Source organism: Paenibacillus rhizoplanae, assembly GCF_042684125.1.
Taxonomy (GTDB): domain Bacteria; phylum Bacillota; class Bacilli; order Paenibacillales; family Paenibacillaceae; genus Paenibacillus_AQ; species Paenibacillus_AQ rhizoplanae.
This window is the reverse complement of sequence record NZ_JBHUKY010000020.1, coordinates 55998-81086: the sequence shown is the minus strand read 5'-3', so window position 1 is coordinate 81086 and position 25089 is coordinate 55998. Positions and strand designations below refer to the sequence as shown.

At 54.2% G+C, this 25089-nt stretch carries 28 protein-coding genes; 1 reads left to right on the top strand and 27 read right to left on the bottom strand.

The features are described from left to right. Window positions 1–61: 61 nt before the first annotated feature. The 13 genes from dinG to ACFSX3_RS10075 all read right to left on the bottom strand — a co-directional run bounded on the left by dinG (window position 62) and on the right by ACFSX3_RS10075 (window position 12659). Window positions 62–2923 carry an ATP-dependent DNA helicase DinG gene (gene dinG / locus ACFSX3_RS10135; protein WP_209993879.1) on the bottom strand — a complete coding sequence of 954 codons (2862 nt, stop codon included), beginning with the start codon at window positions 2921–2923 and terminating at the stop codon, window positions 62–64. Window positions 2924–3039: 116 nt separating this feature from the next. Further along, entirely contained in the window at window positions 3040–3678 is a 639-nt protein-coding gene (locus ACFSX3_RS10130) for a tetratricopeptide repeat protein (RefSeq protein ID WP_209993880.1), read from the bottom strand. Window positions 3679–3792: 114 nt separating this feature from the next. Beyond that, window positions 3793–4176 carry an aspartate 1-decarboxylase gene (gene panD, locus ACFSX3_RS10125; RefSeq protein ID WP_209993881.1) on the bottom strand — a complete coding sequence of 128 codons (384 nt, stop codon included), beginning with the start codon at window positions 4174–4176 and terminating at the stop codon, window positions 3793–3795. Next, window positions 4169–5059 (bottom strand): pantoate--beta-alanine ligase, encoded by an 891-nt coding sequence (gene panC / locus ACFSX3_RS10120; protein ID WP_209993882.1) that lies wholly within the window; start codon window positions 5057–5059, stop codon window positions 4169–4171. The genes panD and panC overlap by 8 nt, the downstream gene beginning before the upstream one ends. Before the next feature lies 1 nt (window position 5060). Next, complete coding sequence (panB, locus tag ACFSX3_RS10115; protein ID WP_209993883.1) at window positions 5061–5927, bottom strand: 3-methyl-2-oxobutanoate hydroxymethyltransferase; 867 nt, start codon at window positions 5925–5927, stop codon at window positions 5061–5063. 346 nt (window positions 5928–6273) lie between these two features. After that, entirely contained in the window at window positions 6274–7074 is an 801-nt protein-coding gene (locus ACFSX3_RS10110; RefSeq protein ID WP_379312846.1) for a biotin--[acetyl-CoA-carboxylase] ligase, read from the bottom strand. After that, a complete protein-coding gene (locus tag ACFSX3_RS10105; RefSeq protein WP_209993885.1) occupies window positions 7067–8509 on the bottom strand; it encodes a CCA tRNA nucleotidyltransferase in 1443 nt (480 codons plus the stop codon). Before ACFSX3_RS10105 ends, ACFSX3_RS10110 begins: the two co-directional genes overlap by 8 nt. 10 nt (window positions 8510–8519) lie before the next feature. Further along, window positions 8520–9677, bottom strand: a complete 1158-nt coding sequence (gene bshA, locus ACFSX3_RS10100; protein WP_209993886.1) for an N-acetyl-alpha-D-glucosaminyl L-malate synthase BshA — start codon at window positions 9675–9677, stop codon at window positions 8520–8522. A gap of 91 nt (window positions 9678–9768) precedes the next feature. Then, on the bottom strand, window positions 9769–10473 hold the full coding sequence (bshB1, locus tag ACFSX3_RS10095) for a bacillithiol biosynthesis deacetylase BshB1 (protein WP_209993887.1): 705 nt from the start codon (window positions 10471–10473) through the stop codon (window positions 9769–9771). Then, window positions 10470–10895 (bottom strand): methylglyoxal synthase, encoded by a 426-nt coding sequence (gene mgsA, locus ACFSX3_RS10090; protein ID WP_036727258.1) that lies wholly within the window; start codon window positions 10893–10895, stop codon window positions 10470–10472. The genes bshB1 and mgsA overlap by 4 nt, the downstream gene beginning before the upstream one ends. A 17-nt stretch (window positions 10896–10912) precedes the next feature. Continuing rightward, window positions 10913–11716 (bottom strand): 4-hydroxy-tetrahydrodipicolinate reductase, encoded by an 804-nt coding sequence (gene dapB / locus ACFSX3_RS10085; RefSeq protein WP_209993888.1) that lies wholly within the window; start codon window positions 11714–11716, stop codon window positions 10913–10915. Between the two features lie 32 nt (window positions 11717–11748). After that, window positions 11749–12270, bottom strand: a complete 522-nt coding sequence (locus ACFSX3_RS10080) for a tetratricopeptide repeat protein (RefSeq protein ID WP_209993889.1) — start codon at window positions 12268–12270, stop codon at window positions 11749–11751. Between the two features lie 59 nt (window positions 12271–12329). Then, window positions 12330–12659 (bottom strand): nucleotide pyrophosphohydrolase, encoded by a 330-nt coding sequence (locus ACFSX3_RS10075; RefSeq protein ID WP_209993890.1) that lies wholly within the window; start codon window positions 12657–12659, stop codon window positions 12330–12332. Between the two features lie 167 nt (window positions 12660–12826). On the opposite strand from ACFSX3_RS10075, the gene ACFSX3_RS10070 reads away from it, so the two are divergent. Continuing rightward, entirely contained in the window at window positions 12827–13699 is an 873-nt protein-coding gene (locus ACFSX3_RS10070) for a YitT family protein (protein WP_209993891.1), read from the top strand. A 91-nt stretch (window positions 13700–13790) separates the two neighbouring features. Here the strand turns inward: ACFSX3_RS10070 and ACFSX3_RS10065 are convergent, their stop codons facing one another. From ACFSX3_RS10065 to hisC, 14 genes are all read right to left on the bottom strand, one after another. After that, window positions 13791–14690, bottom strand: coding sequence for a sporulation protein YpjB (locus ACFSX3_RS10065; RefSeq protein ID WP_209993892.1), 900 nt, complete (start codon window positions 14688–14690; stop codon window positions 13791–13793). Window positions 14691–14744: 54 nt separating this feature from the next. Beyond that, window positions 14745–15392, bottom strand: a complete 648-nt coding sequence (locus ACFSX3_RS10060; RefSeq protein WP_209993893.1) for a DUF1405 domain-containing protein — start codon at window positions 15390–15392, stop codon at window positions 14745–14747. An 87-nt stretch (window positions 15393–15479) separates the two neighbouring features. Further along, window positions 15480–16355 carry a menaquinol-cytochrome c reductase cytochrome b/c subunit gene (locus ACFSX3_RS10055; RefSeq protein ID WP_209993894.1) on the bottom strand — a complete coding sequence of 292 codons (876 nt, stop codon included), beginning with the start codon at window positions 16353–16355 and terminating at the stop codon, window positions 15480–15482. Window positions 16356–16378: 23 nt separating this feature from the next. Continuing rightward, window positions 16379–17050, bottom strand: coding sequence for a menaquinol-cytochrome c reductase cytochrome b subunit (gene qcrB, locus ACFSX3_RS10050; RefSeq protein WP_036698729.1), 672 nt, complete (start codon window positions 17048–17050; stop codon window positions 16379–16381). Between the two features lie 5 nt (window positions 17051–17055). After that, a complete protein-coding gene (locus tag ACFSX3_RS10045; protein WP_036727269.1) occupies window positions 17056–17610 on the bottom strand; it encodes a ubiquinol-cytochrome c reductase iron-sulfur subunit in 555 nt (184 codons plus the stop codon). 221 nt (window positions 17611–17831) lie between these two features. Beyond that, entirely contained in the window at window positions 17832–18257 is a 426-nt protein-coding gene (locus ACFSX3_RS10040) for a DUF2487 family protein (protein WP_209993895.1), read from the bottom strand. 153 nt (window positions 18258–18410) lie between these two features. Continuing rightward, window positions 18411–18590, bottom strand: a complete 180-nt coding sequence (locus ACFSX3_RS10035) for an IDEAL domain-containing protein (protein ID WP_036698090.1) — start codon at window positions 18588–18590, stop codon at window positions 18411–18413. Window positions 18591–18608: 18 nt separating this feature from the next. Then, window positions 18609–19115 (bottom strand): gamma carbonic anhydrase family protein, encoded by a 507-nt coding sequence (locus ACFSX3_RS10030; protein ID WP_209993896.1) that lies wholly within the window; start codon window positions 19113–19115, stop codon window positions 18609–18611. A gap of 11 nt (window positions 19116–19126) precedes the next feature. Continuing rightward, entirely contained in the window at window positions 19127–20215 is a 1089-nt protein-coding gene (locus tag ACFSX3_RS10025; protein WP_209993897.1) for a hypothetical protein, read from the bottom strand. A gap of 90 nt (window positions 20216–20305) precedes the next feature. Beyond that, window positions 20306–20893 carry a histidine phosphatase family protein gene (locus tag ACFSX3_RS10020; protein ID WP_209993898.1) on the bottom strand — a complete coding sequence of 196 codons (588 nt, stop codon included), beginning with the start codon at window positions 20891–20893 and terminating at the stop codon, window positions 20306–20308. A 120-nt stretch (window positions 20894–21013) separates the two neighbouring features. Next, window positions 21014–21460 (bottom strand): anti-sigma factor, encoded by a 447-nt coding sequence (locus ACFSX3_RS10015; RefSeq protein ID WP_339218728.1) that lies wholly within the window; start codon window positions 21458–21460, stop codon window positions 21014–21016. Window positions 21461–21612: 152 nt separating this feature from the next. Then, window positions 21613–22200: an RNA polymerase sigma factor gene (locus ACFSX3_RS10010; RefSeq protein WP_209993900.1), complete on the bottom strand. Its 588-nt coding sequence runs from the start codon at window positions 22198–22200 to the stop codon at window positions 21613–21615. Between the two features lie 620 nt (window positions 22201–22820). Then, window positions 22821–23915 carry a prephenate dehydrogenase gene (locus tag ACFSX3_RS10005; RefSeq protein WP_209993901.1) on the bottom strand — a complete coding sequence of 365 codons (1095 nt, stop codon included), beginning with the start codon at window positions 23913–23915 and terminating at the stop codon, window positions 22821–22823. Between the two features lie 58 nt (window positions 23916–23973). Beyond that, complete coding sequence (gene hisC, locus ACFSX3_RS10000; RefSeq protein WP_209993902.1) at window positions 23974–25071, bottom strand: histidinol-phosphate transaminase; 1098 nt, start codon at window positions 25069–25071, stop codon at window positions 23974–23976. Window positions 25072–25089: the final 18 nt, after the last annotated feature.

The window sequence follows — 25089 nt, the reverse complement described above, 5'->3', positions numbered from 1 at the left end:
GGAGGCGGGAACGGATCATCAGGTTAATCATGACTTATTAATAATAGCAATAGCGGATGAATTAGGAAACCCCGCCGTCTTCCAGCCATTCGGCGATTCTCGGAACCATCTGCTCGGTGAGCATATGCTCCATCTTGGGACCGGGGAGCGAGTACAGGAAGTACTTCCCGTAATATGATTCAATCACTCTGGTGTCATAGACAATCACGATCCCCCGGTCCTTCGCCGTACGGACCAGCCGCCCGAAGCCCTGCTTGAAGCGGATAACGGCCTGCGGCACGGACAGCTTCATGAACGGGTTCTTCTTCTGTGCCTGAAGCAGCTCCGACTTCGCCTCAGCCAGCGGGTGATTCGGCGGCTGGAACGGCAGTCTGACAATCGCCAGGCAGGTCAATGCTTCTCCAGGAATATCGACCCCTTCCCAGAAACTGCTGGTACCGAGCAGGACGGAGGCCGGGGTGTCCTGGAAGCGGCGGATCAGCTTGCTCCGGCTGCCGCCCTCCACGCCTTGTCCCAGCACCGCGATATCCTGCGAGACAAGTGCCTCCTTCAGCGGGTCATAGACCTGGCGCAGCATTTTGTAGGAGGTGAACAGCACCAGCATCCGACCCCGTGTAGCTACAGCCGTCTCAGCAAGGGAGTGGACTAACGTGTCCACGAAACGGGCATCCCCTATACTTCCCTTAACGCTCGGGAAGTCGCGGGGAATGACCAGCAGTGCCTGCTCACGGTACTTGAACGGCGACGGAAGCAACGCAGTCATCAGACGCCCTTGCTCCGCAGCCTCACCAAGGCCCAGGTTATCCATCATGAACTGGAAGGATTTATCCACCGATAAGGTGGCCGAGGTCAGGATAATGCTCTTCTTCTTGTCGAAGAACAGCTCCCTGAGCTGGGTGCTGACATCTACGGGAACGGCATACATTTGCAGCGACTTGCCCTTATAATTGCCGCTTCCCTCCAGCCAATACACAATATTCTCATCATTCAGGCTCATGAAGAAGCGAATCTGCTCTCTAATGGATGCCAGGTCCTTGAACAAGCCGCCTATATCCGTCACAAGACTGTCCGAGGAGGACTGGCTGTCCGTGTCACGCATCTCACTGAGCATCTTGTCACCCTTGCGGATGATATCGCTCAGACTGAGGTTCAGTGTATTCTCAAGGGCAGCCAGCTCCTCCCAATCCTTCGGCTTCTTGCCCGGCTGCAGGCGTGCTACGAGCTGGCCTGCTTCACCGGCCCCGGCGTCACTGCGCTCGGGCAGCAGGCTAAAGAGCCTGTCGCTGAGCGCATCCCAGGATTCCTTCACTGTCAGCAGATCGGGATAGATCTGGTCAATTACGCCGCTCCATTCGGAAGCCTGCTCACTGCCGGAAGACTGCAGGCTCTGGCGGAGGGCAGGCAGCTGCCCGCTCCGGCTATCTTTGTAGAGACGGGTTAGGGTATGGGCGAATGTGAAATATTTCATCTGCATGCCAAGATGCTTGCCGGCAATATCCTCCAGATGATGAGCTTCGTCAATGACAAGATGCTCGTAGGCCGGAAGAAGCTGATGCCCGGCTTTGACATCTGCGAACAGCTTGGAGTGATTGGTGACCACCACATCGGAGATCCCCGCTTCATGCTTGGCCCGGTGGTAATAGCATTTGCGGAACCAGGGACAGGCGCGTCCCAGGCAGGAGTCGGTATCACTGGCTACAGTCTCCCAGAAATCGCCGCCCCGTCCGCTTAAGTTAAGCTCCTCATCATCCCCGGTTGTCGTCTGGGTTAGCCAGACAAGCATTTGCGCAGCGGTAAGTGCTTCTTCCCTTGGACTCGTAAAGTCCTTTTTGTTCATTCTATGTTCGAACTTGCGCAGACACAAATAGTGCCCTCTTCCCTTAAAGATGGAGGCCTTGAACGGGAACGGCACAACGCTGGTTAAGAGCGGAATATCCCGCTCCCGCAGCTGGTCCTGAAGGTTAATGGTATGGGTGCTGACCATCACCTTCTGATCACTCTTCACACTGTGGTAGATCGCCGGAAGCAGATAACCCAGCGATTTGCCGGTGCCTGTTCCCGCTTCAATCAGCAGATGCTTATCCTGCTCAAGCGCTGTAATGACCTCATGGATCATCAGCTCCTGGGCTTCACGGCTCTCATACTGGGGAAGCGCAGCCTTCAGCCGCTTGGTTACCTCATCCATATATTCCTGGAAGGTAATATTCTCCAGCGGATTGACGCTTCCTTCCTCCCGGGGCGTAGCCAGCTCTGCCCAATCCCCCACCGCCAGCGCAAGCTGACGGTAGAAGCTCAGCTCACCTTCCGGCTGGAAGGTCTCCATCTCCCGCTCCCGCAGCAGACCGTCGAAATACCAGGCCATATCACTGTCTTCGTCCGCGAACAGCTCATTCAGGCGCTGAATGGTCAGCAGCGGCAGACTGTGCAGCTCTTCCAGACATTTGAGCAGCACAATAGCCGTGGCAAGCGCATCGCTGTCCGCCTGATGGGGACGGTCATGCGTAATGCCGAAGTGGCTGCTTACCGCGCCTAACTGATAGGTGCTCAGCGAGGGAAAGCATATTTTGAGAAAATCGATCGTATCCAGAATACGCCCCTGAAACGGCAGATAGCCGCAGCGGTCCAGCGCATTCTGCAAAAAATGAAAATCAAACGCAACATTGTGTCCGACGAGGACCACATCATCCAGCAGCGGCACCAGCTCCATCATCATCTCATCGAGCTCCGGCGCATCCTGTACATCACTGTCTGTAATTCCGGTCAGGCCCGTAATAAAAGGAGGGATTGGCGCTCCGGGCTTGACGTAGGAACCATACACCCGGGAGATCTTCCCGTCTTCTTCTATAATGGCAAGGCCAACCTGGATGATCTCTCCCACAGATTGGGTTCCCGTAGTTTCAAAATCAAGCACGGCAAATTTCATTATAAGTTCTATTCCCTTTCACTTGAGACTCTTTATCAGCATAACAGAAGTTACGAAAAAAGGCGATGCACACCCCCGGGAAGTGGGACGCATCGCCTAAAGAAACCGAGGATAAGTTATAAAAGCGAAACCAGCTGATGGCCAAACTCCAGCTTCCCGCCCCGCCTGCGGCACACCTCCAGATTAACGCTCGGCTCCGGCAGATCAGGGTCATGCAGCAGCGACAGGCTGAACAGCTCACTGGCTTCTTTAAAACGTTCCTGGGAAGCCCGGATACAGCCCAGCGCATTATAGATCATCGCCTTCAGCTTCACCTCACGGATCAGGCCCAGCATGTGGTCCAGATGTCCCCAGGCAATCTCGCCTTCCCCCTCCTGGAGGTAAGCCATGGCCAGATACAGGCGGGCAGCGAGGCTGTCCGGATATTGTGCCGTAACCTCACGGAACTGTTCAATGCACTTGCGGTACATTAGCAGCTTGTAATAGCCCTGTCCCCTGACAAAAGCATCCATCCCAAGCTCAGGCGCTTCTTCCTCCGGCAGTTCCTCAGGCGGAGCCTGGAAATCCGCCTGTTCCCGGAACTCGCTCAGCTTCTCGGCAAAGACCAGCCACTCATCCATTACATTATCACTGATTCGGTGGAGCATATTATACTTGGATAAAAGGTCGCTTCGGCGGTCACCCTCCGCAGTAGGGAAGTCGGTTTGGATCTCCTGAAGCATCTTGTTCATCTCAGCAAATAAATGTTGAAACACCGGACATCCCACCCTTACTGATAATGAAGTCAGCTTAAGCTTGCCTGCCTTCATTTTTCACAAGTACAGGTGTCTTCATCCCTGCCATTGATTACATGGCTCAAAGTAAGGAATTCAGGCAATTGTAGCGTGAATCTCATGATCCGCCAGCTTCACTGGCTTGTTGCCCGCATCTACGAACACTACAGTCGGCTTGTGCGCCGCCAGCTCCTCGGAGGACATCATAGCGTAAGAAATAATAATCACGGTATCGCCGGGCTGTACCAGCCGCGCCGCCGCCCCGTTCAGACAGATGACGCCGCTGCCGCGCGGGCCGGGAATGACATAAGTCTCCAGACGGGAACCGTTATTATTGTCCACGATCTGCACCTTCTCGTTCTCCAGCAGGTCTGCGGCTTCCATCAGTTCCTCATCAATGGTAATGCTGCCCACATAATTGAGATTGGCTTCAGTGACCGTTGCCCGGTGGATCTTGGATTTCATCATATGTCTAAACAAGAGCGTGTGCCTCCTTAGGAATAAATACATTATTATCAATCAGACGGGTTCTGCCGAACTTCACGGCCAGAGCTATTATAACCTCTCCGCCCGCATCCGTCAGCCTGCTGCCGCCTTCCAGCTCTTCCAGATCAGGGAAGGTTAGAATCTCAGCATAATCAATGACTGCAAGCGGCGATTCAGAAATGACCGAGACCAGCAGGCTCCGTGCTTCCTCTACCGTACGAATGCTGCCCTCTTCCATAGCCTGACGCACTTCGCGCAGGGAACGCGACAATACCAGCGCCTGTCTGCGCTCCTCGCTGCTCAGATAGACATTGCGGGAGCTAAGCGCCAGCCCGTCTTCCTCGCGCACAATAGGACAGGCGATAATGTCCACGTTCATGTTAAGGTCAGACACCATCCGGCGGAGAACGGCTACCTGCTGGGCATCCTTCAGTCCGAAGAAGGCGTAATCCGGCTGCACGATATGAAACAGCTTGCTGACCACTGTAGTTACTCCGTCAAAATGTCCCGGACGCGAAGCGCCGCAGAGCTGTGTGGTCAGCGAGGAGACCGTTACGCCTGTGCGGATCGGCTGCGGGTACATCTCTTCGACACTGGGGATGAACACCAGGTCCGCACCTTCACGTTCAGCCAGCTCCAAATCACGCTGTTCATCCCGTGGATAGGAAGCAAAATCCTCATTCGGGCCAAATTGCAGCGGATTGACAAAAATACTCATCACCACTGTGCCGCTCTTCTCCCCTGCTTTACGCAGCAGACTGGCATGTCCTTCGTGCAGATATCCCATGGTGGGCACAAAACCAACTGGGCCATGGCCCCCTTGACGCATATATTCAAGCGCTTCGCGCAGTTCAACAATTGTTCGGATGACTCTCATTTTATTTCGCTCCTTTGCCGGCATTGCCGTATAAAGATTCCAGGACGGTCTCATCCGCGCTAAACACATGCTCTTGCGCAGGGAACGAGCGGTCCTTCACTTCCTGAACGTAGCTGGTGATGCCTTCACGGATCAGAGAACCGACATCGGCGTAGGTTTTGACGAACTTTTTCTCCCGGTAAGGAGAGGCATACCGCAGGACATCATGGAATACCAGAACCTGTCCGTCACAGTAACGCCCGGCACCAATGCCTATAGTCGGTATGCTGACAGCCTTGGAGATGGCTTCTGCCACTTCCTCCGTGACCAGCTCCAGCACAATGCCGAAGGCCCCGGCCGCTTCCAGCGCCTTCGCTTCGTCCATCAGCCGCTGTGCATCCTTGGCATCCTTCCCCTGAATCCGGTAGCCGCCGATCATATTGACCGACTGCGGGGTCAGGCCGATATGGCCAAGGACCGGAACTCCGGCTGCTACAACAGAAGACACTGCAGAGCAGATTTCGAGGCCGCCTTCCATTTTGACCGCATGGGCCTGGCCTTCCTGCATCAGTCTGCGCACACCGCGCAAGGTCTCATCCACGCTTCCGTGGTAGGTCATGAACGGCATATCAGCCACTATAAAAGTATTAGGCGCTCCGCGCTTCACCGACCGGGTATGGTAGACCATATCCTCTATGGTAACCGGCAGCGTGGTGTCATAACCAAGCACGACGTTCCCTAGGGAATCGCCGACCAGAATCAGGTCAATTCCTGCTTCCTCAGCCAGCAGGGCTGAAGGGTAATCATAAGCGGTGATCATGCTTAAGGGCACACCATCCGTTTTCATTTTTTTCATTTTGATAATATTCAGTGCGTGTTTGTCTGCCATTTGCTCTCATTCCCCTTTTCCATAAAATACGCGTTCTCCGCGCAAACAAAAAAACCCTTTAGCATTAGTCCGCTAAATAGGTCCGAAGGGCAAAAAAGAGTCACTCGCGATCGTCCCTTCTGTCTCGGTCCTTACGGCTCAGAGCAGAATCCAACGTAACCGTTACATCCAGTTATGAAGGTACATCCGGTAAACAATGTCCTGTTAAAAGATACAATTGCAGGAGTACAGCTCGCTGTGCGATGCCGCCTCTTATTGACAGTATACCAAAAAAGGACAAAAATAAAAACCTTAAAATATGACATGGCCGCCCTCTTGGTTTTGAGGAGCGGCCTTGTTGACACACCTAGATCATTTCGATTTCACCGGACAGTACGCTCACTACCTCACCGGATTCGTTGCGCAACAGCAGCCCGCCGTTGTCGCTCAGCCCGACAGCAGTAGCCTCGGTGCGGCCTTGGGGAGTGTTCACCCAAACCTGCCGCCCCAGTGTCACCGACATCGACTCCCACAGCTGCTTCACGGGCTGGAAGCCTTGCTCCAGATATACCCGGTATAGATATTCGAGCTCCTCCAGCACAGCTTTCGCAAGCCTCATGCGGTCTACAGGAATGCCCCCGCCTTCAATCAGCAGCGATGTACCAATCCCGCGTAGCTCCTCCGGGTAGTCCTCTTCGGTCAGATTGGCAGCAATGCCGATACCGGCGATACAATAATGCAGCCCGCCTTCCCGAAGCGAGGATTCCAGCAGGATTCCGCAGATTTTGCGGCCGCCGGCCAGCAGGTCATTCGGCCACTTGATGCCGGCTGGCACTCCGGTAACCTCACGGATCGCTGTGCAGACAGCCACTCCGGCAAGCAGCGTCAGCTGCGGAGTCAAGGCAAGCGGCAGATTAGGACGCAGCACCAGGCTCATCCAGATTCCTTTGCCATGGGGGGAGTGCCATTTACGGCCCATCCGCCCGCGCCCGCCGGTCTGCGCTTCGGCCATAACCGTCGTTCCCTCCGGGGCGCCGCCCTCGGCTAGTATTTTGGCTTCCTCCTGTGTGGAACCGACAGTATCCAGCCGCTGAATCCCCTTGGTCCAGCCGGGTACGAACGCCTCCCGCTTCAAGACGCCGGGACGCTGCGCATGACCGCTATTCATCTCTATCCATCCTTTGCGCTGCTTCCAGCAGTAATTGGTTGTCATTGGCAAGGTCACCCGCCGCGACAGCCAGAAGAAGCTGGTGCAGCAATACGCCCAGCCACGGGCCGGGACGCTTCTCCAGCACCGCTGTCACCTCATGTCCGCTCACCGCCAGCTCAGCTAGCGTGCGGATCGGCATCTCTGCGGTCCAGGACCGCAGGAGGCGGGTGGTGACAGGGGGGATGCTGCTTGCGGCCATTGCGGGGGCGTCCGGGACGTCTGCCGACGTGGCAGGGGCGCCAGCGTCTGCAACAAGGACGCATGCGGTCGCGGCAGGTGCGACTGCGGCTGTGGCAGGGACGTCTGCGGCCGGACCGGTCGCACCTGCGCCAGTCGCGGGCGCGGCGTCAGCCCCCGCCGCCTCAAGCAGCGTCAGCCACCCTTCGGCGGCTGACTGGCCATGGCCCAGCACGGCGGCGATCCACCGCCGCCGCAGCCGCTCCCCGGCGCCGGAAGCCTCCGGCCGCGCCGAAGACAACGCCGCGTCCCAGGCTTCTCGGACGCGGAGCACGGCGACGACGCCAGTGCGCGTCGCCCCCGGGAACGTCCATGCCCGCAGGAGCTCATCGGCGGAAGCCGCCGATGAGCCCAGGGCATGCAGCAGGAGCGCCCAGCGCAGGCGGGCGCTCTCCAGGTTCCCGAGACCGGCGAGGCGGGCGGCGGCAGCCGCCAGGTCACGGCCGGTCCAAGGGAACGGCGCTTTGCCGCGCGGCAGCAGGCCGCTGCGCAGCAGGAGCCCCAGCCCGCGCTGCGGATGCGGGCCTTCCAGGATGCGCTCCACCTCGGCGCGCACCCGCTCCACAGCAATATGCGCCAGCTTGTCACGCTGGCGCAGCAGACCGCGCCAGGTATTCTTCGCAATCGCGAAATCCAGCACAGAAGCAAAACGTACGCAGCGGAGCATCCGCAGCGCATCCTCTTCGAAGCGTTCCTCCGCTTCGCCTACACAGCGGATCATCCGGAGCTGAAGATCCTGCTCCCCGCCGAAAGGGTCAATCCGCTCGCCGTCAAGGCCGCAGCAGATGGCATTGATCGTGAAGTCACGGCGGCGGAGATCCTCCCGCACATCCCTGACGAATACGACATGCTCCGGACGCCGGTGATCGGCATAGCCGCTCTCCGTCCGGTAAGTTGTAACCTCTAAGCTGTAGCCCTCCTGCAGCACAGTGATCGTGCCATGCGCCAGTCCGGTAGGGACGCAGCGCGGAAACAGGGCCATTACCTCCTCCGGCAGCGCGGAGGTAGTGATGTCTATATCATGCACCGGACGGCCCAGCAGCTCATCGCGCAGGCAGCCGCCGACGAAATAAGCTTCATGACCGCCTGCCAGCAGGCCTGCAACAACAGTCCCGGCGGCTTCAGCCATGCCGGGTGGTGCCATTCTCCATTCCATAACGTACTCCTTACCCCAGGATCGGGTCTAACCCGGATACCTTGCGCCCGAGCACACGGTAATAGATATCTTCATATTGATTAGTGATCATATCTCTGCTGAAATCATTGCAGGACCGCTCCAGGCAGGCGTGCCGGAAGCTCTCAGCCATCGCCTCATCCGAGAGCAGCCGGACGGCATACTTTGCCATGGATTCCGTATCGCCGACCGGCGCAAGGAATCCGGTCTTGCCATGCTGGATCAGCTCCGGAATACCACCGGCCTGTGAGCCAATGGTCGGAACGCCGCAGGCCATAGCTTCCAGGGCAACAAGCCCGAAGCTCTCCTTCTCAGAAGGCAGCAGCAGCAGGTCCGCCAGGGAGATTACCTGGGCAATCTCGTCCTGCTTGCCCAGGAAGCGGACATGATCGTCGAGCCCCATCTCGCTGATCTTGGCTTGAATTTTCGGCAGGTCAGGTCCCTCTCCGACCAACAGCAGCTTGGAAGGTACCTGCCGGTTCACCTTGGCGAACACATCCACCACATCACTCACCCGCTTGACCGGACGGAAATTACTGATATGCATGAGAATCTTCTCATCCGGGGCCGCGAAGTCGCCGCGCAGATCCGTAACATCCCGGGGATAATAGACACGCTTATCTACGAAATTATAAGTCAGATCAATTTCACGCGTAATATCAAGCGCCTTGCGGGTCTCCTTAATCAGATCACGGGAGACGGCGGTCACCGCATCACTCTCGTTAATGCCCAGCCGGATCAGATCCTTCAGGGATTCGTCCTGGCCCAGCACTGTAATATCCGTACCATGCAGCGTGGTAACCACTTTGATATCATTACCTAGGATCTGCTTGGCCAGATAAGCACATACCGCATGCGGAACCGCATAATGCACATGGAACAGGTCCAGATTTTGCATTTTGGCTACCTGCGCCATCTTGGTCGCCAGCGCCAGATCATATGGCGGATAGCGGAACACATAATAATCGTTAACCTCTACCTCATGGTAGAAAATATTCTTCTGAAACGTTCCCAGCCGAAACGGGATGCTGTGGGTGATAAAGTGGACCTCATGACCTTTTTCGGCCAATAGCTTGCCCAGTTCAGTTGCCACCACGCCCGAGCCGCCAAGAGACGGATAACAGGTGATGCCTATCTTAAGCCGCTCCATAGCTCCGCCCCTTCATTTAAACTAAGTCTATTACTTCAAGTAACGTTATGAATTAATTATAGTTGTTTTCCGGGCAATGTCGAGTGACGCTTTATTTGCGGACAGTACTAAACAGATCTACCGTATACGGAACCTTGCCGGCGAACCCTTCGGCATAACGAATGAGCCTCCGCTGGCCGAGCAGCATGTCTCTGGAACGGACGCGCTCGATATACCCTTCCGTCAATGGCGTTGCAACGGCATCTTCACCCGGAGCGAGTCCAAATTGGGAACGATAGCAGGACAATGCCTGCTCCTTCAGCGGATACTGCGCAGTCACATCGACGATCAGATCCGTCCGTCCAAGATCATTAATGAAGTAGAAATATAACTCGGGCTCAGGAATCGCAGGCTTGTCCGGCATATATCTGCGGAGCTTCGCATTAAATACCGCTTCCTCCACCAGCTTACTGCAGGCAATATGGTCGGGATGGCGGTCTTCCCAGTAAGGGGCAAATACCATGGACGGAGCATAACGGCGGATTTCCGCTGTGACAGCCGCCAGATGGTCCTCTGTCATATACAGTCCACGGTCAGGCAGTCCCAGATTGGTCCGCACCACCGCGCCCAGCACTGCGGCAGCCTGCTGAGCCTCCTGTTCCCGAAGCTCCACCGTTCCGTTTGAGGACATCTCTGCCCGGGTCAGATCGCACATTCCCACTTTGAAGCCGGCGGCAGTATGCTTGGCAATTGTGCCTGCCATGCCGATCTCGGCATCATCCGCATGCGCCCCGAATACCAGGATGTCAAGCTTCATGACTCGTCCACACCCGGCTTGTATTTATGTACCAGCTCACGCCAGCCGAAATCTCCCCGGTCGATAGCCTTCACCAGAATTTCCGCTGTAGCAATATTCGTGGCCACCGGAATCCCGTACACATCACACAGACGAAGCAGCGCCGTAATATCCGGTTCATGCGGCTGGGCCATCAGCGGATCACGCAGGAAAATAATCAAATCCAGCTCATCCGTAGCGACCATCGAGCCAATCTGCTGGTCGCCGCCAAGCGGCCCGGACATGTAGCGGTGAATGGAGAGCTTGGTCACTTCCATGATACGCTGGCCCGTGGTTCCGGTGGAGAATAACTTATGCCCTTCAAAGACATGCTCATAAGCAGTTACGAAATTAACCATTTCATCTTTTTTGCGGTCATGTGCGATAAAAGCAATTTTCAACATTCTGTTTCTCTCCCCGTCTATTCTATAAAATGCTCAAAACCGTAAATCAAGCCGGTATAACCCATCACCTTTTGAATCCCGAGCTTGACTCCAGGCATATAACCCGCACGCTCATAGGAGTCATGACGGATCTTCAGCGACTGTCCGAACCCGCCGAATACAACCTCCTCCTGGGCAAAAACGCCCGGAAGACGCACACTGTGAATACGGAAGCCGTTATAATACCCGCCGCGCGAGCCTTCAATCAGCTCTTCTTCTTCGGGATGTCCCTGGCGAAGCTCCTGCCGCGCCTCAGAGATCATCTCTGCCGTCTTAATCGCTGTTCCTGACGGAGCATCCAGCTTCTGGTCTCCGTGATATTCGATAATTTCGAGATGAGGGAAATACTTTGCGGCCTGGGCAGCGAATTTCATCAGCAGAATCGCGCCGATGGAGAAGTTAGGCGCAATCAGTCCGCCGATTCCCTGCTCCTGGCATTGCTTGTCCAGCCCGGCGATCTGCTCCGGCGTGAAGCCAGTGGTTCCGATAACCGGACGGACGCCGTACTTGACCGCCAGCGCAGTATTGCTGTATGCAGACTGTGGAATCGTAAAATCTACCATTACATCGGCAGCTGTATCTGCAAGCGCAGTCTCCAGATCCGAAGTTACAAGCACACCACAATCCTCAAGGCCAACCAGACGGCCGGCATCACTGCCATGTGCAGAGCGATCAACCGCTGCTGCCAGCTCGAGTTCATCATCCTGCAATACCAGCTTCACAACCTCTTTGCCCATTCTGCCTCCGGCTCCGGAAACAACAATCCTGATCTTGTCACTCAAATGAATTCTCCCCGCTTTCCCTGGCTCTGTTATTATTGTATATATTGTTGCAGCGATTTCTGCAGATCCTTCATCAGCAGACGTAGGCCGCTGTCATCCGGGTGCAGCGACATAACTTCTTTCAATACCGCAATCGCCTGCAGATGTTCATTCATCCGGCTGTGCGCAATCGCCAGCCATACATAAGCATCCCCGTAGAGAGGGTCAAGCGATACAGCTTCCTTCAGCAGCGTAATCGGATGGTACGGATTCACACTGTCCGCTGCTTCATCCTCCAGCAGCCGCTTCGCTTCCTGCACAAGCTTAAGAGCCTGCAGATGCTGCAGATGCAGCTGATAATCCGGTTTGGTCCCATCCAGCCGGCGTGCGGCTATAGCATGTTCAAGCGCTTTGTCCAGCATGCCGCTGCGGGCATAGGTAATAGAGCAGCGGTATCTGACTTCCGCATCGTCCGGACTAGCCGCAATGGCCGCTTCGAACAAGGTGATGGCCTCAGCAAAGTCACTGCGGAGTATTGAGCGGTAGGCCGCTTTTACATAATCATTATGATCCATATCCTCACCATCCTTACGGCTAAAACCCGTTCGTTTGGTACAGCATATGTAGCATAGGCCTAATCGGTGTTTTTAGGCGTCCAGCGGCCGGCATCACGCGTATTGAATTTGTGCATAACCTTATTATGCGCCTCAGTTAAGTCGATACCGAGTGAATTGGCGAAACAAACGGTAATAAAGAGAATGTCGCCCAGCTCCAGCTCAATCGAATTATCGGCTTCATCCGCTTTTTTCGGCTTCTCGCCGAATTGATGGTTGACTTCACGGGCCAGCTCGCCAACTTCCTCGGACATCCGGGCCAGCATGGACAGCGGACTGAAATAACCTTCTTTAAACTGTGAGATGTAGGCATCTACTTCACACTGTATGTCACCAAGACTTTTATCCATAAATTTCCCTTTCACCCCCGTGTGTTCTTGCCTTCTGTTTGCCCCTATGTTATCGTAAAGACGTTTTGAAGACAAATCTTTTTTGCAATGCCTCCTGGAGCTTACGTGCTCTCCGGGGGGATCATTACATATAAATTGCCCATTTAGAGGCGTAGGCGAGGGATTATATGAGTTCATCCATTAAAATCAGCACAGTCAGCAAAACAGTGGCTCCCATCATGCTGGGTACGGCCATCTACGCATTCGGACTACTGTATTTCATCATTCCCAACCAGCTGATGGAGGGCGGAGTTACCGGGATTACCATCCTGCTCAATTACGCCTTTGACATCCCTATCTTCTTAACGACACTGCTGCTCAACCTCCCGCTCTTTCTGCTCGGCTGGAAGGTGCTCGGGGCGAATCAGATCGTCTATACCGGACTCGGCATCGGCTCTCTGTCTTTCTTCCTCTGGTTATTTGAGCGGATGATCAAGGCGGGCTGGATTGTAACGTTCAGCACCGAGCATGATTTTATTCTTGCTTCATTATATGCAGGGGTCACTCTGGGTCTGGGTCTGGGGATTGTCTTCCGCTTCGGGGGCACCACCGGGGGTGTAGATATTGTTGCACGGATACTTGGACGCAAGTTCGGCTGGAGTATGGGGCAGATTATTCTGGCTGTGGATATCATTATTATCGGGGCTTCCCTGCTCTACATTCCCCGCGAAAAAATATTATATACTCTCGTGGCAGTCTTCATCGCCTCACGTGTAATTGATTTCATTCAGGAAGGGGCCTACGCCGCCAGAGCCTTCACCATCATCAGCGACGAGGCGCCGCAGATTGCCGAGCTGATCACCGTAGAAATGGATCGCGGTGTTACCTTAATCCCGGCAATCGGTGCCTATTCGAAGCAGGCCAAGCACATGGTCTACTGCGTGGTCTCCAGACAGGAGATCCGCAGGCTCAGCCTGCTGGTAAAGTCGGTGGACCCGAAGGCCTTCGTCATTATCAGCGACGTTCATGATGTTCACGGCGAAGGCTTCCGGGAGACCTGATCTATACACACATAAGGGCGGACCCCACAAGCCGGCACTGGCTGCTTGTGGGGTCCGCCCTCTTTGTATCCTCTGTTACCTCCGCTCTACCCTACACGGTCTTCAAATCCCGCTTCTGGCCGCGGTACTTACAGTAAGCCGTATACGCCAGCACCGTAAGGATAAACGCGCCAGCCAGCAGAGCCCAGCCCCCGTATTGCTGCGGAGCCAGCGGCAGCGACAAGACCGGCTCGTTCCGGTCCTTGCCGAACATCACTCTTGCTGCATCCTGTCCATAGGACACAATCTCCAGCAGGCGGGCCCGTTCCACGGGTTGCTCCGAGCCTGCCACCCCTCCTGCGTAAGACAGCCAGGAATCAAAGGTATTCACCGTCTCAGCAGGCCGGGAGATGATCACCGCAGGCCGGATATTCGCATACCGGCTCTGAAGTCTTGCCAGCGCCGCTGTCCAGCCCTTCAGATCACCCGCGGCGGCGCTTTGCTCCATATCGTTCAAATCCTCACGGACCAGCTTGTAGTATTGCAGCCACATGGGCTGGCGGGGGTGATTCAGGCTGTTGGCGGCAAGCCGCAGCTTCGCCGCGGCCGCTTCCCATCTCTCCGGGGACGGCTGGGCCGCAGCCAGTGCCGACTTCATATCCAGAATGACGGACGAGAGTGCATTGACCCCCTCCACTGAGGTCATCCCTTCAAAGGACGAGGAGATGAAGATCTGTGAGATTTCCTCTGCTTCCTTGCGGGCCTTCAGCACATCGCCTTCGAGCACATAGCCGTACAGAGCTTCCGCAGCCTGCTCCAGCCGCTGTGCTCCGCTTCTGGCCGTGAGTGCAGCGGGATCACTGGGTACACTTCCAGCTGCTTCTATGTAAGCTGTACTTCCCTGGTCTACAGCAGCATCCCCTGCTTCAGCCTGAACACGGCCTCCGCTGATACCGGCCAGCAAGCAGCACAGCAGGATTGCTGACAGTATGAATACTTTTCTGCGCGGCATAAGACATCCCTCCCACCTTAATGTATGGCGGAAGGACAAGAGTTAGAACAGAGGTCAGCGCTTCACGGCAGTGCTGTCCGGAAGTGCCGGACGCCTTGTCCGGCCGCAGAACAGCCAGGCAGCGGCCATACTGAACAGCGTAAGCCCCATGGTGGAGTACTGAACAGCGATAAGATCATCATCAAGCACCGAGGGCAGCCATGGATACACGCCTTGTGAATAATCCACTATATCGTTAGCGAACGTCCACGCAAGCGCCACTGGCAGCATCCTCCGGAAGGTGAAGAAGCGGGCATAGATCAGGGCTTCTACAGCCATTCCGGTATGGGAGATCATCAGCATCCAGTCCTTCCAGGTGATCGAATCCCCCTGATAACCGCCGGCTACAATGATACTCACCGCCCATATCCCGTACTTCACAGAGGTTAGGACAGCCAACGCTTCAATCAGCTCACGCACCAGCGTTCCTGTAAGCCCTCTTGGCGGATAGAGTAACAGCAGCAATGCAGCTGTGAAGAACAGGCTGGCCGTAGGGCTGTCGGGAACAAACGGCAGGAGCCAGAGCGGTTCAGTCTGCGCTGTGAACGTGAGCTGGTTGCCATACCACATATATCCGTAGACCGTTCCGAGCAGATTCACGATAAACAGCAGCCATATTATTCTTCGGTCCCTAAATAACTTCTCAAACCAATGACCCGTCATACGAACAACTTCCCCCCGACTGTAGCAGCTTCATGACATAACAAAGACCTGAGCGCATACACGATCAGGTCCTGCGTTACTGTTATTTTACTGTCCGCTTTTTTGTTTGGCAAGCCAGCCGGCCAGCTCATCGATATCCTGCTCGGTCAGCCCTGCTCCCATAGCCGTCTCAACCATTGGCGGCATCTGGCCCTTACCTTCTTTTATAATAGTAAGAATCGCCGCCTTATCATGACTGTCACCGACACCTCGCAGCGAGGGAATACTGCCGGAGCCCTTCATATCTACCGCATGGCAGGTTATACAGGTTGCTTGCTTATAGAGTGCCATCGCCGGATCATCCTTGTCCACAATGGCAATAGCTTTCGGCTTGACGGCACTTGTGGTTGGCAAGCCTGCGGCCTTATTCTCGGCAGCCTTCTCCTCACGCTGTACATCCTCTGGAATCTGGCCGGTCTCAGCCATCTCATGCTTGTATTCTGTCCAGGCTGTGTTGGTCAAGTAGACGATTGCTGCGAGGGACAGGAACATCAGCGAGGATGCAATCGGTCTGCGATAGAACCGCCGCTCCGGGCCGGTATCCAGGAAAGGCGCCAGCAGCAGCGCCCCGAAGGCCACCCCAGTCACACCAAGCGTTCCCAGCACGATATAGTCACCTGATGCATAAGGAAGCTTCAAATACTGATAGAGGAAAAGAAAATACCAGTCAGGAATCGGAATTACCGTTGCTGCCGGATTGGCAGGGAACCCGAGTGGAGCCGGCTCCGAGAGGGTCAAAACCAGAATTCCCACCAGCACTACTACACCAACCATCCATTCCTTAAGCAGAAAGTTAGGGATAAAGGCTTCCGATTTGCCCGGATACGCCGTATAATCCGGCGGGGTTATGAACCCGTTTCCTCTGCGGACCCGGGAATCCCCGACGAATACCACCTTCTCTTTGGAGTCGTCTCCGTGTGCCATGACCGTGCCTCCTAAACGTTATTTTACAGCGGACCGGATATGCCTTGTCTGCGGATCATAATGAAGTGCCCGACAAGCAGTATAAGCAGAACCGCCGGGAGGAAGAATACATGTAAGGCGAAGAACCGGGTCAGCGTCTCAGCACCGGCAATATTGCCGCCCTGCATCAGCTCCTTGAGCACCGGCCCCATGAACGGAACCGAATTGGCGATCTCCAGCGTAACCTTGGTGGCGAAGTACGCCTTATTATCCCACGGAAGCAGGTAACCGGTCAGTCCCAGTCCCAGCATGACGAAAAAAATCAGCATCCCCACTACCCAGTTCATCTCGCGCGGGGCCTTATACGAACCGGTGAAGAACACCCGCATCGTATGAAGGAACATCATGACAATGACGAGGCTCGCGCCCCAGTGATGCATGCCGCGGACGATTTTACCGAAGGCGACCTTGGTCTGCAGATATTCCACACTGGCGTAGGCATTAATGATATCCGGGACATAATACATGGTCAGAAACATCCCTGACAGAATCTGAATTACAGTGATGAAGAAGGTCAGTCCGCCGAAGCAGTAGACAAAGGCTGAAAAGTGGTGTGCGGGATTGACATGCTCGGGGACCTCGTGGTCGGCAACATCTCTCCAGATCGGTGTAATATCCAGACGTTCGTCAATCCAGTTATATACGTTTTTGAACACGCCGTTCACGCCTCCTTCGCCGAAACAGTATTAGGGACGATTTCACCGAGATATACCCAGCCTCCGTCAATCTTGGTGGTGTACTGGTCCAGCGGCTTGGCAGCCACGGCCAGTTGCCGGCCCTGCTTCGTATAACGGGCGCCATGGCAAGGGCAATGATATTCATCGGGATGCGCCTTGTTGTTATTCCAGCCTACGGTGCAGCCCAGATGCTTGCAGATCGGTGAAAGCGCATAAATATCTCCGTTCGCGTCTTTACGAATCCACGCCGTAAGCATAGCTGTACTGGCATACCATCCGTCCTGCTGCGGAAGCTCGAAGGTGAACTCCTGGGGCTCTTCTGTAATCTTGGACGCTTCCGCTACCTTGATGAATTCTCCCTCGCCTTTTTTCTGCAGAATCGGATCTACAGCAAACCGGACCATCGGCAAGATAACTCCGGCACCCATAAAGGCGGTAGCCCCTCCTAGAGTGTAGGTCAAAAACTGTCTGCGTGACATCTCGTTTCGGCTGGGCGGTTCTTGCGGAAGTGACTCTTCTTCTTCATTAAGACTGCTCATACTGTATGTAACCCCCTTTTCAAAATGTGAGAAGGCACCTGCAGAGTTGTTGCATAGGTATTTTAGGTAAAAATTCCGTTTTCAATGAAATATATCACAGTTCATATAACTTCATCCTAATCATAGCTTAGGGTCTAAAACCCGTCAAGAATATTGTCTAAATTGTGACAGGCGTTTAAGGCTGTTTTTTGAATAATTGTTGATTTTCCGTCACATTTAACTCATTTTCCATTCTGCCACAAGGCTTGGATTTCACCCCGCACATGCGCGCTTACCGAAGCTCTGGAATCGGATGCTATCTCAGGCAGGCAAAGGAGTAAATCGCTTTCAAAAACCTCCTCCCTGCGCAGCCCCTCATTGGCAGACATCACAATCGCATACTGGAAGCCGCTGGATTTGACTTTTCGGCAAAGATCATTCATAAGAGCTGTCATTCCAGGCCCTGCATACTGTACCGCCGGATAAGTCACGACCCTCCCCTTGTACGGCTTTTCGGCCAATTCCAGGAAATCACGCTGCCGTTCAAGTAGCGCTACCGTCTCCGGCGGAGTCTCTGTGCCCTGAAGACCGCTATACGGAATAATGCAGGTATCATAGTATGATCCATCGGTCTCCCAGGCTCTCCTGTCAAAATCACTGAATTTCATAGATTCGCCCCCTTTAGCCGCATCCCGCAGCAAGCATTCTTACTTTAAAAGCATCATAAACAAGTGTGTACGGCTTGGCAATCTTTAATTCTGGATTAAAGGGGTCCACGGCTCACGCCAAGTCAAAAAAAAGAAATGCGCCAAGCGCATTTCCTATGCCAAACTTTTCAGTTCTTCAGTCAGATTTCGGAAAGCCGCCTCATCACCGGCAGCCAGCGCCGTGTCGATCTTCCGGTACAACATGTCGGTACGACGCTTTCTTAACGCTTCATCCCACACCATTTCCGCAGCCAGCCCCAGCATCACTTCATAAGTAGCCTTCATTTTGTCCATTCGATACACCTCCGCTGTTTAAGAAATTCCGTATTCTAATGCCTTTTTCACATAGCTTTCACTTGTGCGTGCCATCCTCAGCAGATCCTGCTCAGTCAATTCACGGATCACTTTGGCCGGTGTGCCCAAGGAGAGCGTGTACGGAGGAATGATTGTGTTCTCGGTTACAACGGAGCCGGCTCCTACTAAAGCATATTCACCAATCTCTGCTCCGTTCAGTACAATTGCACCCATTCCGATTAATGTGCCCTTGCCTATCCGGCAGCCGTGGATGATTGCTGAGTGCCCGACCGAGATGTCATCCTCCAGCACCAGCGGCAATCCTTCCGCCACATGGCCGACCACACCGTCCTGGATATTGCAGCGTTCCCCGATAATCACTGGCGCCAGGTCACCGCGAAGTACGGCGTTGAACCAGACACTGGATTGTTTGCTTATTCTTACATCGCCAACGAGCTTAGCGCCTTCCGCCACATAGACTGATTCGTCAAGCTGCGGTATGTAACTCCCATAGACAATCCGCATCTCTCTCCCCCTTACCTGAGCAGATGCTTCGGCACAGCCGCCTCACATCCCCAGGGTGTCATCATGACTACTGTTCCTGCGGGTTCCTCACCAAGCTTAAGCATGCCCAGATGCAGCATCATCCGCAAGACGCGCTGTTCCAGAATGGAAGCGGCATCGTCGTAATAAAAGGGCTTGATCAGCCATCCGATTCCCTCTGACAGCGAGTCTGTGGTCACCCATCTGCCCGCACTTAGACTGATCCAGTAGACCAGCGAAGGCAAGTTGGGAATAGCCCCTTTATACAGTCTTAACCAAAAGGAGAATAACTGCATCAGCTTTTCCAATTTCCCCTCCGCCAGAAATTGCTCGCCTGCGGCTGTAAGCTGCAGCCTGTAGCCTTCCTCGGAGATCCAGCGGCGGTGGCGGGCATAATCGTACAGCAGGGCAAATCTCGGCGGATAATGCTCACAGGCCCTGCCGTAACCGAATCTCCAGCCTCCCTTGCCGAGCAAAGGCTCCGCAATCTGCAGCGCATTCATCACTCCCTGCTGATTGCGTTTATAGAGCGCACCTTCCTGGTTCAGCTCAGGCTCATTCTCCTTCACATACCGCAGGAACAGCAGCAGGTCTCCGGCCAGCAAATCCCCCTCCCCCCTGTACACTGAAGGCTCCGGGTTAGGAACAATCCGTTCCTGCAAATGCTGGGCCATCTGTTCACGGAAGCGCTTCTTCAAATCCAGCGGCACCTGGAACTGATACCGGCTCTGCTGGGAAGCTCCGCTGAACAGCCAGCCGCTATTCTTAAGCCGGCTGACCAGCTCGCGGTAGTCCCCGCTTTTGCCGGGCGGAGCATCGAAGGAGGCTTGCCGGGCAGCGGCCAGCAGATCCTCCAGGCTGAAGTGGCTGCGTTCATCAAAGAGCAGACTGTTCAGCAAACGCAGCTCTCCCGGGGAACTCCCCTTAATATGGGACTCCATGAACTCCCGGCTGCCCAAGGTGATCAAGATACTCTGAATCAAATCATGTTTGGAATTCCGTTTGCACTCACACTGGTAGCGTCCCGCAATGGCGGTAAGCTGACTAATGTCTGCATAAGTGAGCATATCCGCCAGATTCATCTCTCATCGCCTCACTGTTTTACTACCATTATGGGAAATACAGCCCTTTTTATTCCTTTTGCCGCAAAAAAAATAACCCGAAGGGTCGGGTTAATGCTGTTTTTGTAAAATATGACGGGTACAGTTGTACAGTAACGGATTCCATTCCTGCTCTTTTTTCTCCAGAATCGTCAGTGAGAGATTGCCGAGCCGTTCCGAATATTTGTCTTTATAGAGTGCGGTGTAGAGCTGTGCAAGGAATCCTCCATGGGAGATGACCAGGACATTCTTACCCGGGAACCGGGCCGTAATATCCTCCAGGAACGCAAGCCCCCGGACCTGAAGCGCCTCATCGCTCTCCTGTCCCAGAGACAGCAGCTTCCAATCCTTACCCCACTTAGTTTCACGGGCTTCAGCCGTCATGCCCTCCACCTGGCCGTAGGCACGCTCACGGATACGGTCATCCGGCTCAAGTAATGGAACGCCCAGCTTGGCCGCTACAATCTTCCCGGTCTCTGCTGCACGGGACAGGCTGCTGGTAATACAGTAGTCCCAGCGGTAAGGCTCCTGCAGCAGCCGGTCGCCCAGCATCTCAGCCTGCCGCCTGCCTTCATCATTTAGCGGAATATCACTTTGTCCCTGAATTTTACCTACCGCATTCCAATCCGTCAGCCCATGGCGTATTAAGCCGATCAGCATCGCCTATCACCGTTCCCTTCCCTTTTATGTTTGCTTAATAATGTAACACGAATGAAAACAAATGTCTTCTTTTTTAACAAATATCAAAAACCCTCTTCTCCATACTCGGGAAGGGGGTTCTCATTGTCTGCGGTACCGGTTCAGGCGGACCAGCAGGAATATGGATAATCCGACGCCCAGCGTCGACAATACCATCCAGTACTGCGGATGTGCAGGGCCCATGTTGGCCACCAGCGGCTCAATGATCCCGCCGCCCTCAGATTCCACCGGATAAGAAGAAGACCAGTCCAGGGTTAAGCCTGCCACACCTGTCTCGACGATCCCGCTCTGTGCCGCCGTCGTATTCGAGGGGGTCTTGAACACGGTGAAATATAAGAAGCTGGAGATGAACACCGCTAGGAAACAGGCAATCCAGAGGCTTAAGCGATGCCGGAAAACTGCCGAGCTCCCCGCAGACTTCCCGTCACCGGGCATGAGCCAGGGACTCTCCAGATAGATCCGCTCCATTACCTTACTGTTAATCGCTTCTGCCCGCTCATCGCTGACATCGAACCTTGTATCCTGCATAAGCTCACTGGTCTCCTGCCACAGCGCCCATTCGGCACTGCAGTAGGAGCAGGTTGCGATATGTCTCTCAAGTCTAATCCGCCTGGGATCTGTGGGGGGAGCGTCCCATAAGTGTGGAATGGAATCCTGCGCTTCCCTGCAATTCATAGGCCTTACACCCTCTCAGCCTGCTCTTCAACATCAGGCTCATAGAAATAGGATTCGAGCTGTAGCTTGACGCTGCTCCTTGCCCGGAACAGCAGTGACTTCACTGAGCTGACACTCTGATCCAGAATCACGGCAATTTCCTGGTAATCCATCTGATCATATTCACGCAGAATCAGCGCGGAACGCTGCTTCTCCGGGAGATTGTTAATCGCTTCGCGGACGAGTTCCATCCGTTCCTTGCGTAATGCCGCCTGTTCCGGGGCAACATCAAGCGGTGCCACTGGTGTATATCCGCTCTCTTCAAGCGATACATTCCCGGCACGGTTCTTACGAAGTTCACTAAGTACTGTATTGCGGGCAATGGTGTACAGCCATGTGGAGAACGAAGCATCCACTTCACGGAAGGAATGAAGACTCCGGAAAGCTTTGTAGAAGGTCTCTGAACAGAGGTCTTCGGCAATCAGCTCCATATGGGAGTTCTTCAGCATGTGGTACACAAACGCCAATATCTTGCGTTGATATCGTCGCATGAGTTCCGAGTATAATTCTGTATCGCCTTGCTTGATTAACTGGATCAACTGGGAATCCGTCATGGTGAGTCGGCCCTCCTCGCCCTTGCACGTGTAATCCCGTCCGGTCCGTATCTACTTATACCGGGCAGGTAACAAAAAGTTGCGGCATTACTTCAAATTTGCAGCACAAAAATCCAATACTTCCTATGTATATTCAACTCACCGTTATTTAAGGCTTCCAACTTTCAATTCCTTTTCAAATTAGAAGAATGGCAGCATTCTCCTTACAGACAACACAGCCCGTCTCCTCTTATTCAACAAGCAGTTACCTAATACTTGGAAGGAATCTATAAACATACTTAACCCAGTATAGCATAGTTTCTAACAGGTGGAAATTAATAGACTATGAGAGAAGTGCAGGCCGGGTGATGAAAGCGGTGTTATTTTTCTTTAAATAAAGTATTGACAGAATGTAACCGTATACATATAATAAAAGTACAGTATGGTTTCTCTCCACTCCTATCCAAACACTACACGGTTCCAAGAAATTGTGAACTGTAACCGCTTATTATGTAAGCGGTCTTTTTTTTGCCCATTTTTACGAACATTTGGGTATTTAATGGCCTCTCACTGCTCCCCTTCTCCTCATCATGCAGGCAAAAACAAAATAAGAGCCGAGGCATCCGTCCCCGGCTCTACTTTTACATATACACGGTATAATCATTCTCCTGCAGCAGAATTCTGGCCCGCTCCATATCGTCCTCCTGGCGGAAGGACAAGCGCATGATCCCGGGAACATCCTCACGGCTCTCAATAATCTGCACGTTGCTAAGGTTGATGCCCTGGTCGCCCAGTTCCGTAGCAATACGGCCGATAATGCCGGGGTGATCGGGAACATCAATATGCAGATCGAACAGCGGAGTGATCATTCCCTTGCGCCGCTCAGGAAGCTGACTGCGGAATTGATTCGCCTCATGGAAGGCCGACTCGATGCCAGCGCCATCCCCGCTCTCCAGCAGATGGATGAACGAGGACACCTCATCGTTCCAATCCTTCAGCAGCCGCAGCATCACAGAACGGTTATTCAGCAGAATATCGCGCCAGATGATCGGATCGCTCGAAGCAATGCGGGTAATATCACGGAAGCCCCCCGCAGCCAGCGTGCTGTACAAGGAGTCCGAATGATCGTAAGCATGAATCTGATTCACCAGCGCTACCGCAATAATATGCGGCAGATGGCTGATCGCTCCAACAATCTCATCGTGGCGCTCCGGATCAAGCCGGACAATCTGTGCTCTCGTATATAGCAGGAGCGACTCCAGAGCCTGGTAGGCAGCTTCCGGTACGCCAGGCGGGGGCGTAAGCACGTAGTATGCATTCTCGAACAGTAAGGAGGAGGCTGCCTCTACGCCTGAACGCTCCGATCCGGCCATGGGATGGCCTCCAATGAAATGTACACCGGGAATATCCAGTGTAAGGGCACACGCGGCGATGCTGGCCTTGGTGCTGCCGACATCTGTAATGATGCAGCCCGGCTTCAGCGGCAGCTTGCTTAACCGCTGAAGATAGTCCTCAAGCATGCCAACCGGCACACACAGAAAAATATAATCCGCATCCAGTGCAGCTTCCTCAAGTGATAATGTAGCCTGATCAACCACACCTCTGCTCACATATTTAGCAGCAGATTCAGGGCGGTGGGCATGGCCTACAACGGTCAGCCCCTCCTTGCCTTTGAAGCAAAGGGCCAGTGAGCCGCCGATCAGGCCGACACCGAAAATTGCTATTTTTGTCGTCATGTTCTTAGTACTACCTGCCTTCTGTGGTATCGTCAATCCAGCTTCTGAGTCCTTACGGTTATGCGCGAACTTCCTGTTCCTTCAGCGACTGCTCCAGGGCAGCTACGAAGGCTGTGTTCTGCTCGGCGGAGCCGATGGTCACCCGCAGGTAGGTCGGATACCGGTGGAAGCCTGTTCTGACGATGATTCCTTGGCGCAGCAGCGTATCAAAGACTTCAGCGGCCGACTTGCGTACATCCACCATAATGAAGTTGCCGTGAGCCGGAAACGACGTAAGCCCGAGACGCGCGAATTCCGCCTCAAGCTGCACAATCCCGGCACTGTTGAGTGCACGGCACTGCTGTACATATTCCTGATCGGAGAGTGCTGCCACCGCCGCCACCTGAGCCAAACGTGTCGTATTAAACGGCTCACGCACCTGATTAATCAGGGAGATCACCTGCTGGCTGGCTACACCATAACCGATACGGAGCGCAGCAAGACCATAGATCTTGGAGAAGGTACGAAGGACTACCAGATTAGGATATCTGTCGATCAGCTTAATGCCGTCCGTGTAGCTCAGATCCGTCACATATTCATAATAAGCCTCATCCAGGACTACCATCACGCCGGCAGGTACCGCATCCAGGAATGTAATCAGGGCATCCTCAGGCACAATGGTACCGGTTGGGTTGTTCGGATTACAGATCCAGACGATCTTGGTCCGGTCTGTAATCTTCGCCAGCATCGCATCCAGATCATGAGTTCCGTCCTTAAGCGGGACTTCTATCGTTACAGCCCCTTCTATATCGGCATTGCTCTTATATACAGAGAAGGTCTGATCTGCCATAATCGTCTCGTCACCGGGCAGGAAGAAGGCACGGGCAATCAGTGCAATAATCTCGTCAGATCCGCATCCGAAAATAATACGGTCACCTGCCACGCCCAGATGCTTAGCCAGCGTTGCCGTCAGCTCAGCGGCGGAGCCGTCCGGGTACAAATAGAGGTTCTCCAGCTCTGCTACAATAGCGGCCTTTGCACTTGGTGCAGCCCCGTAAGGGTTCTCGTTGGATGCCAGCTTAATGACTTCGCTTAAGCCCAGCTCCTTCTTGACTTCTTCGATCGGCTTCCCTGGCTTGTAGACAGGAAGGTCAACGATATTCGGTTTGGGATTCATGGGTGATCCTCGCTCTCC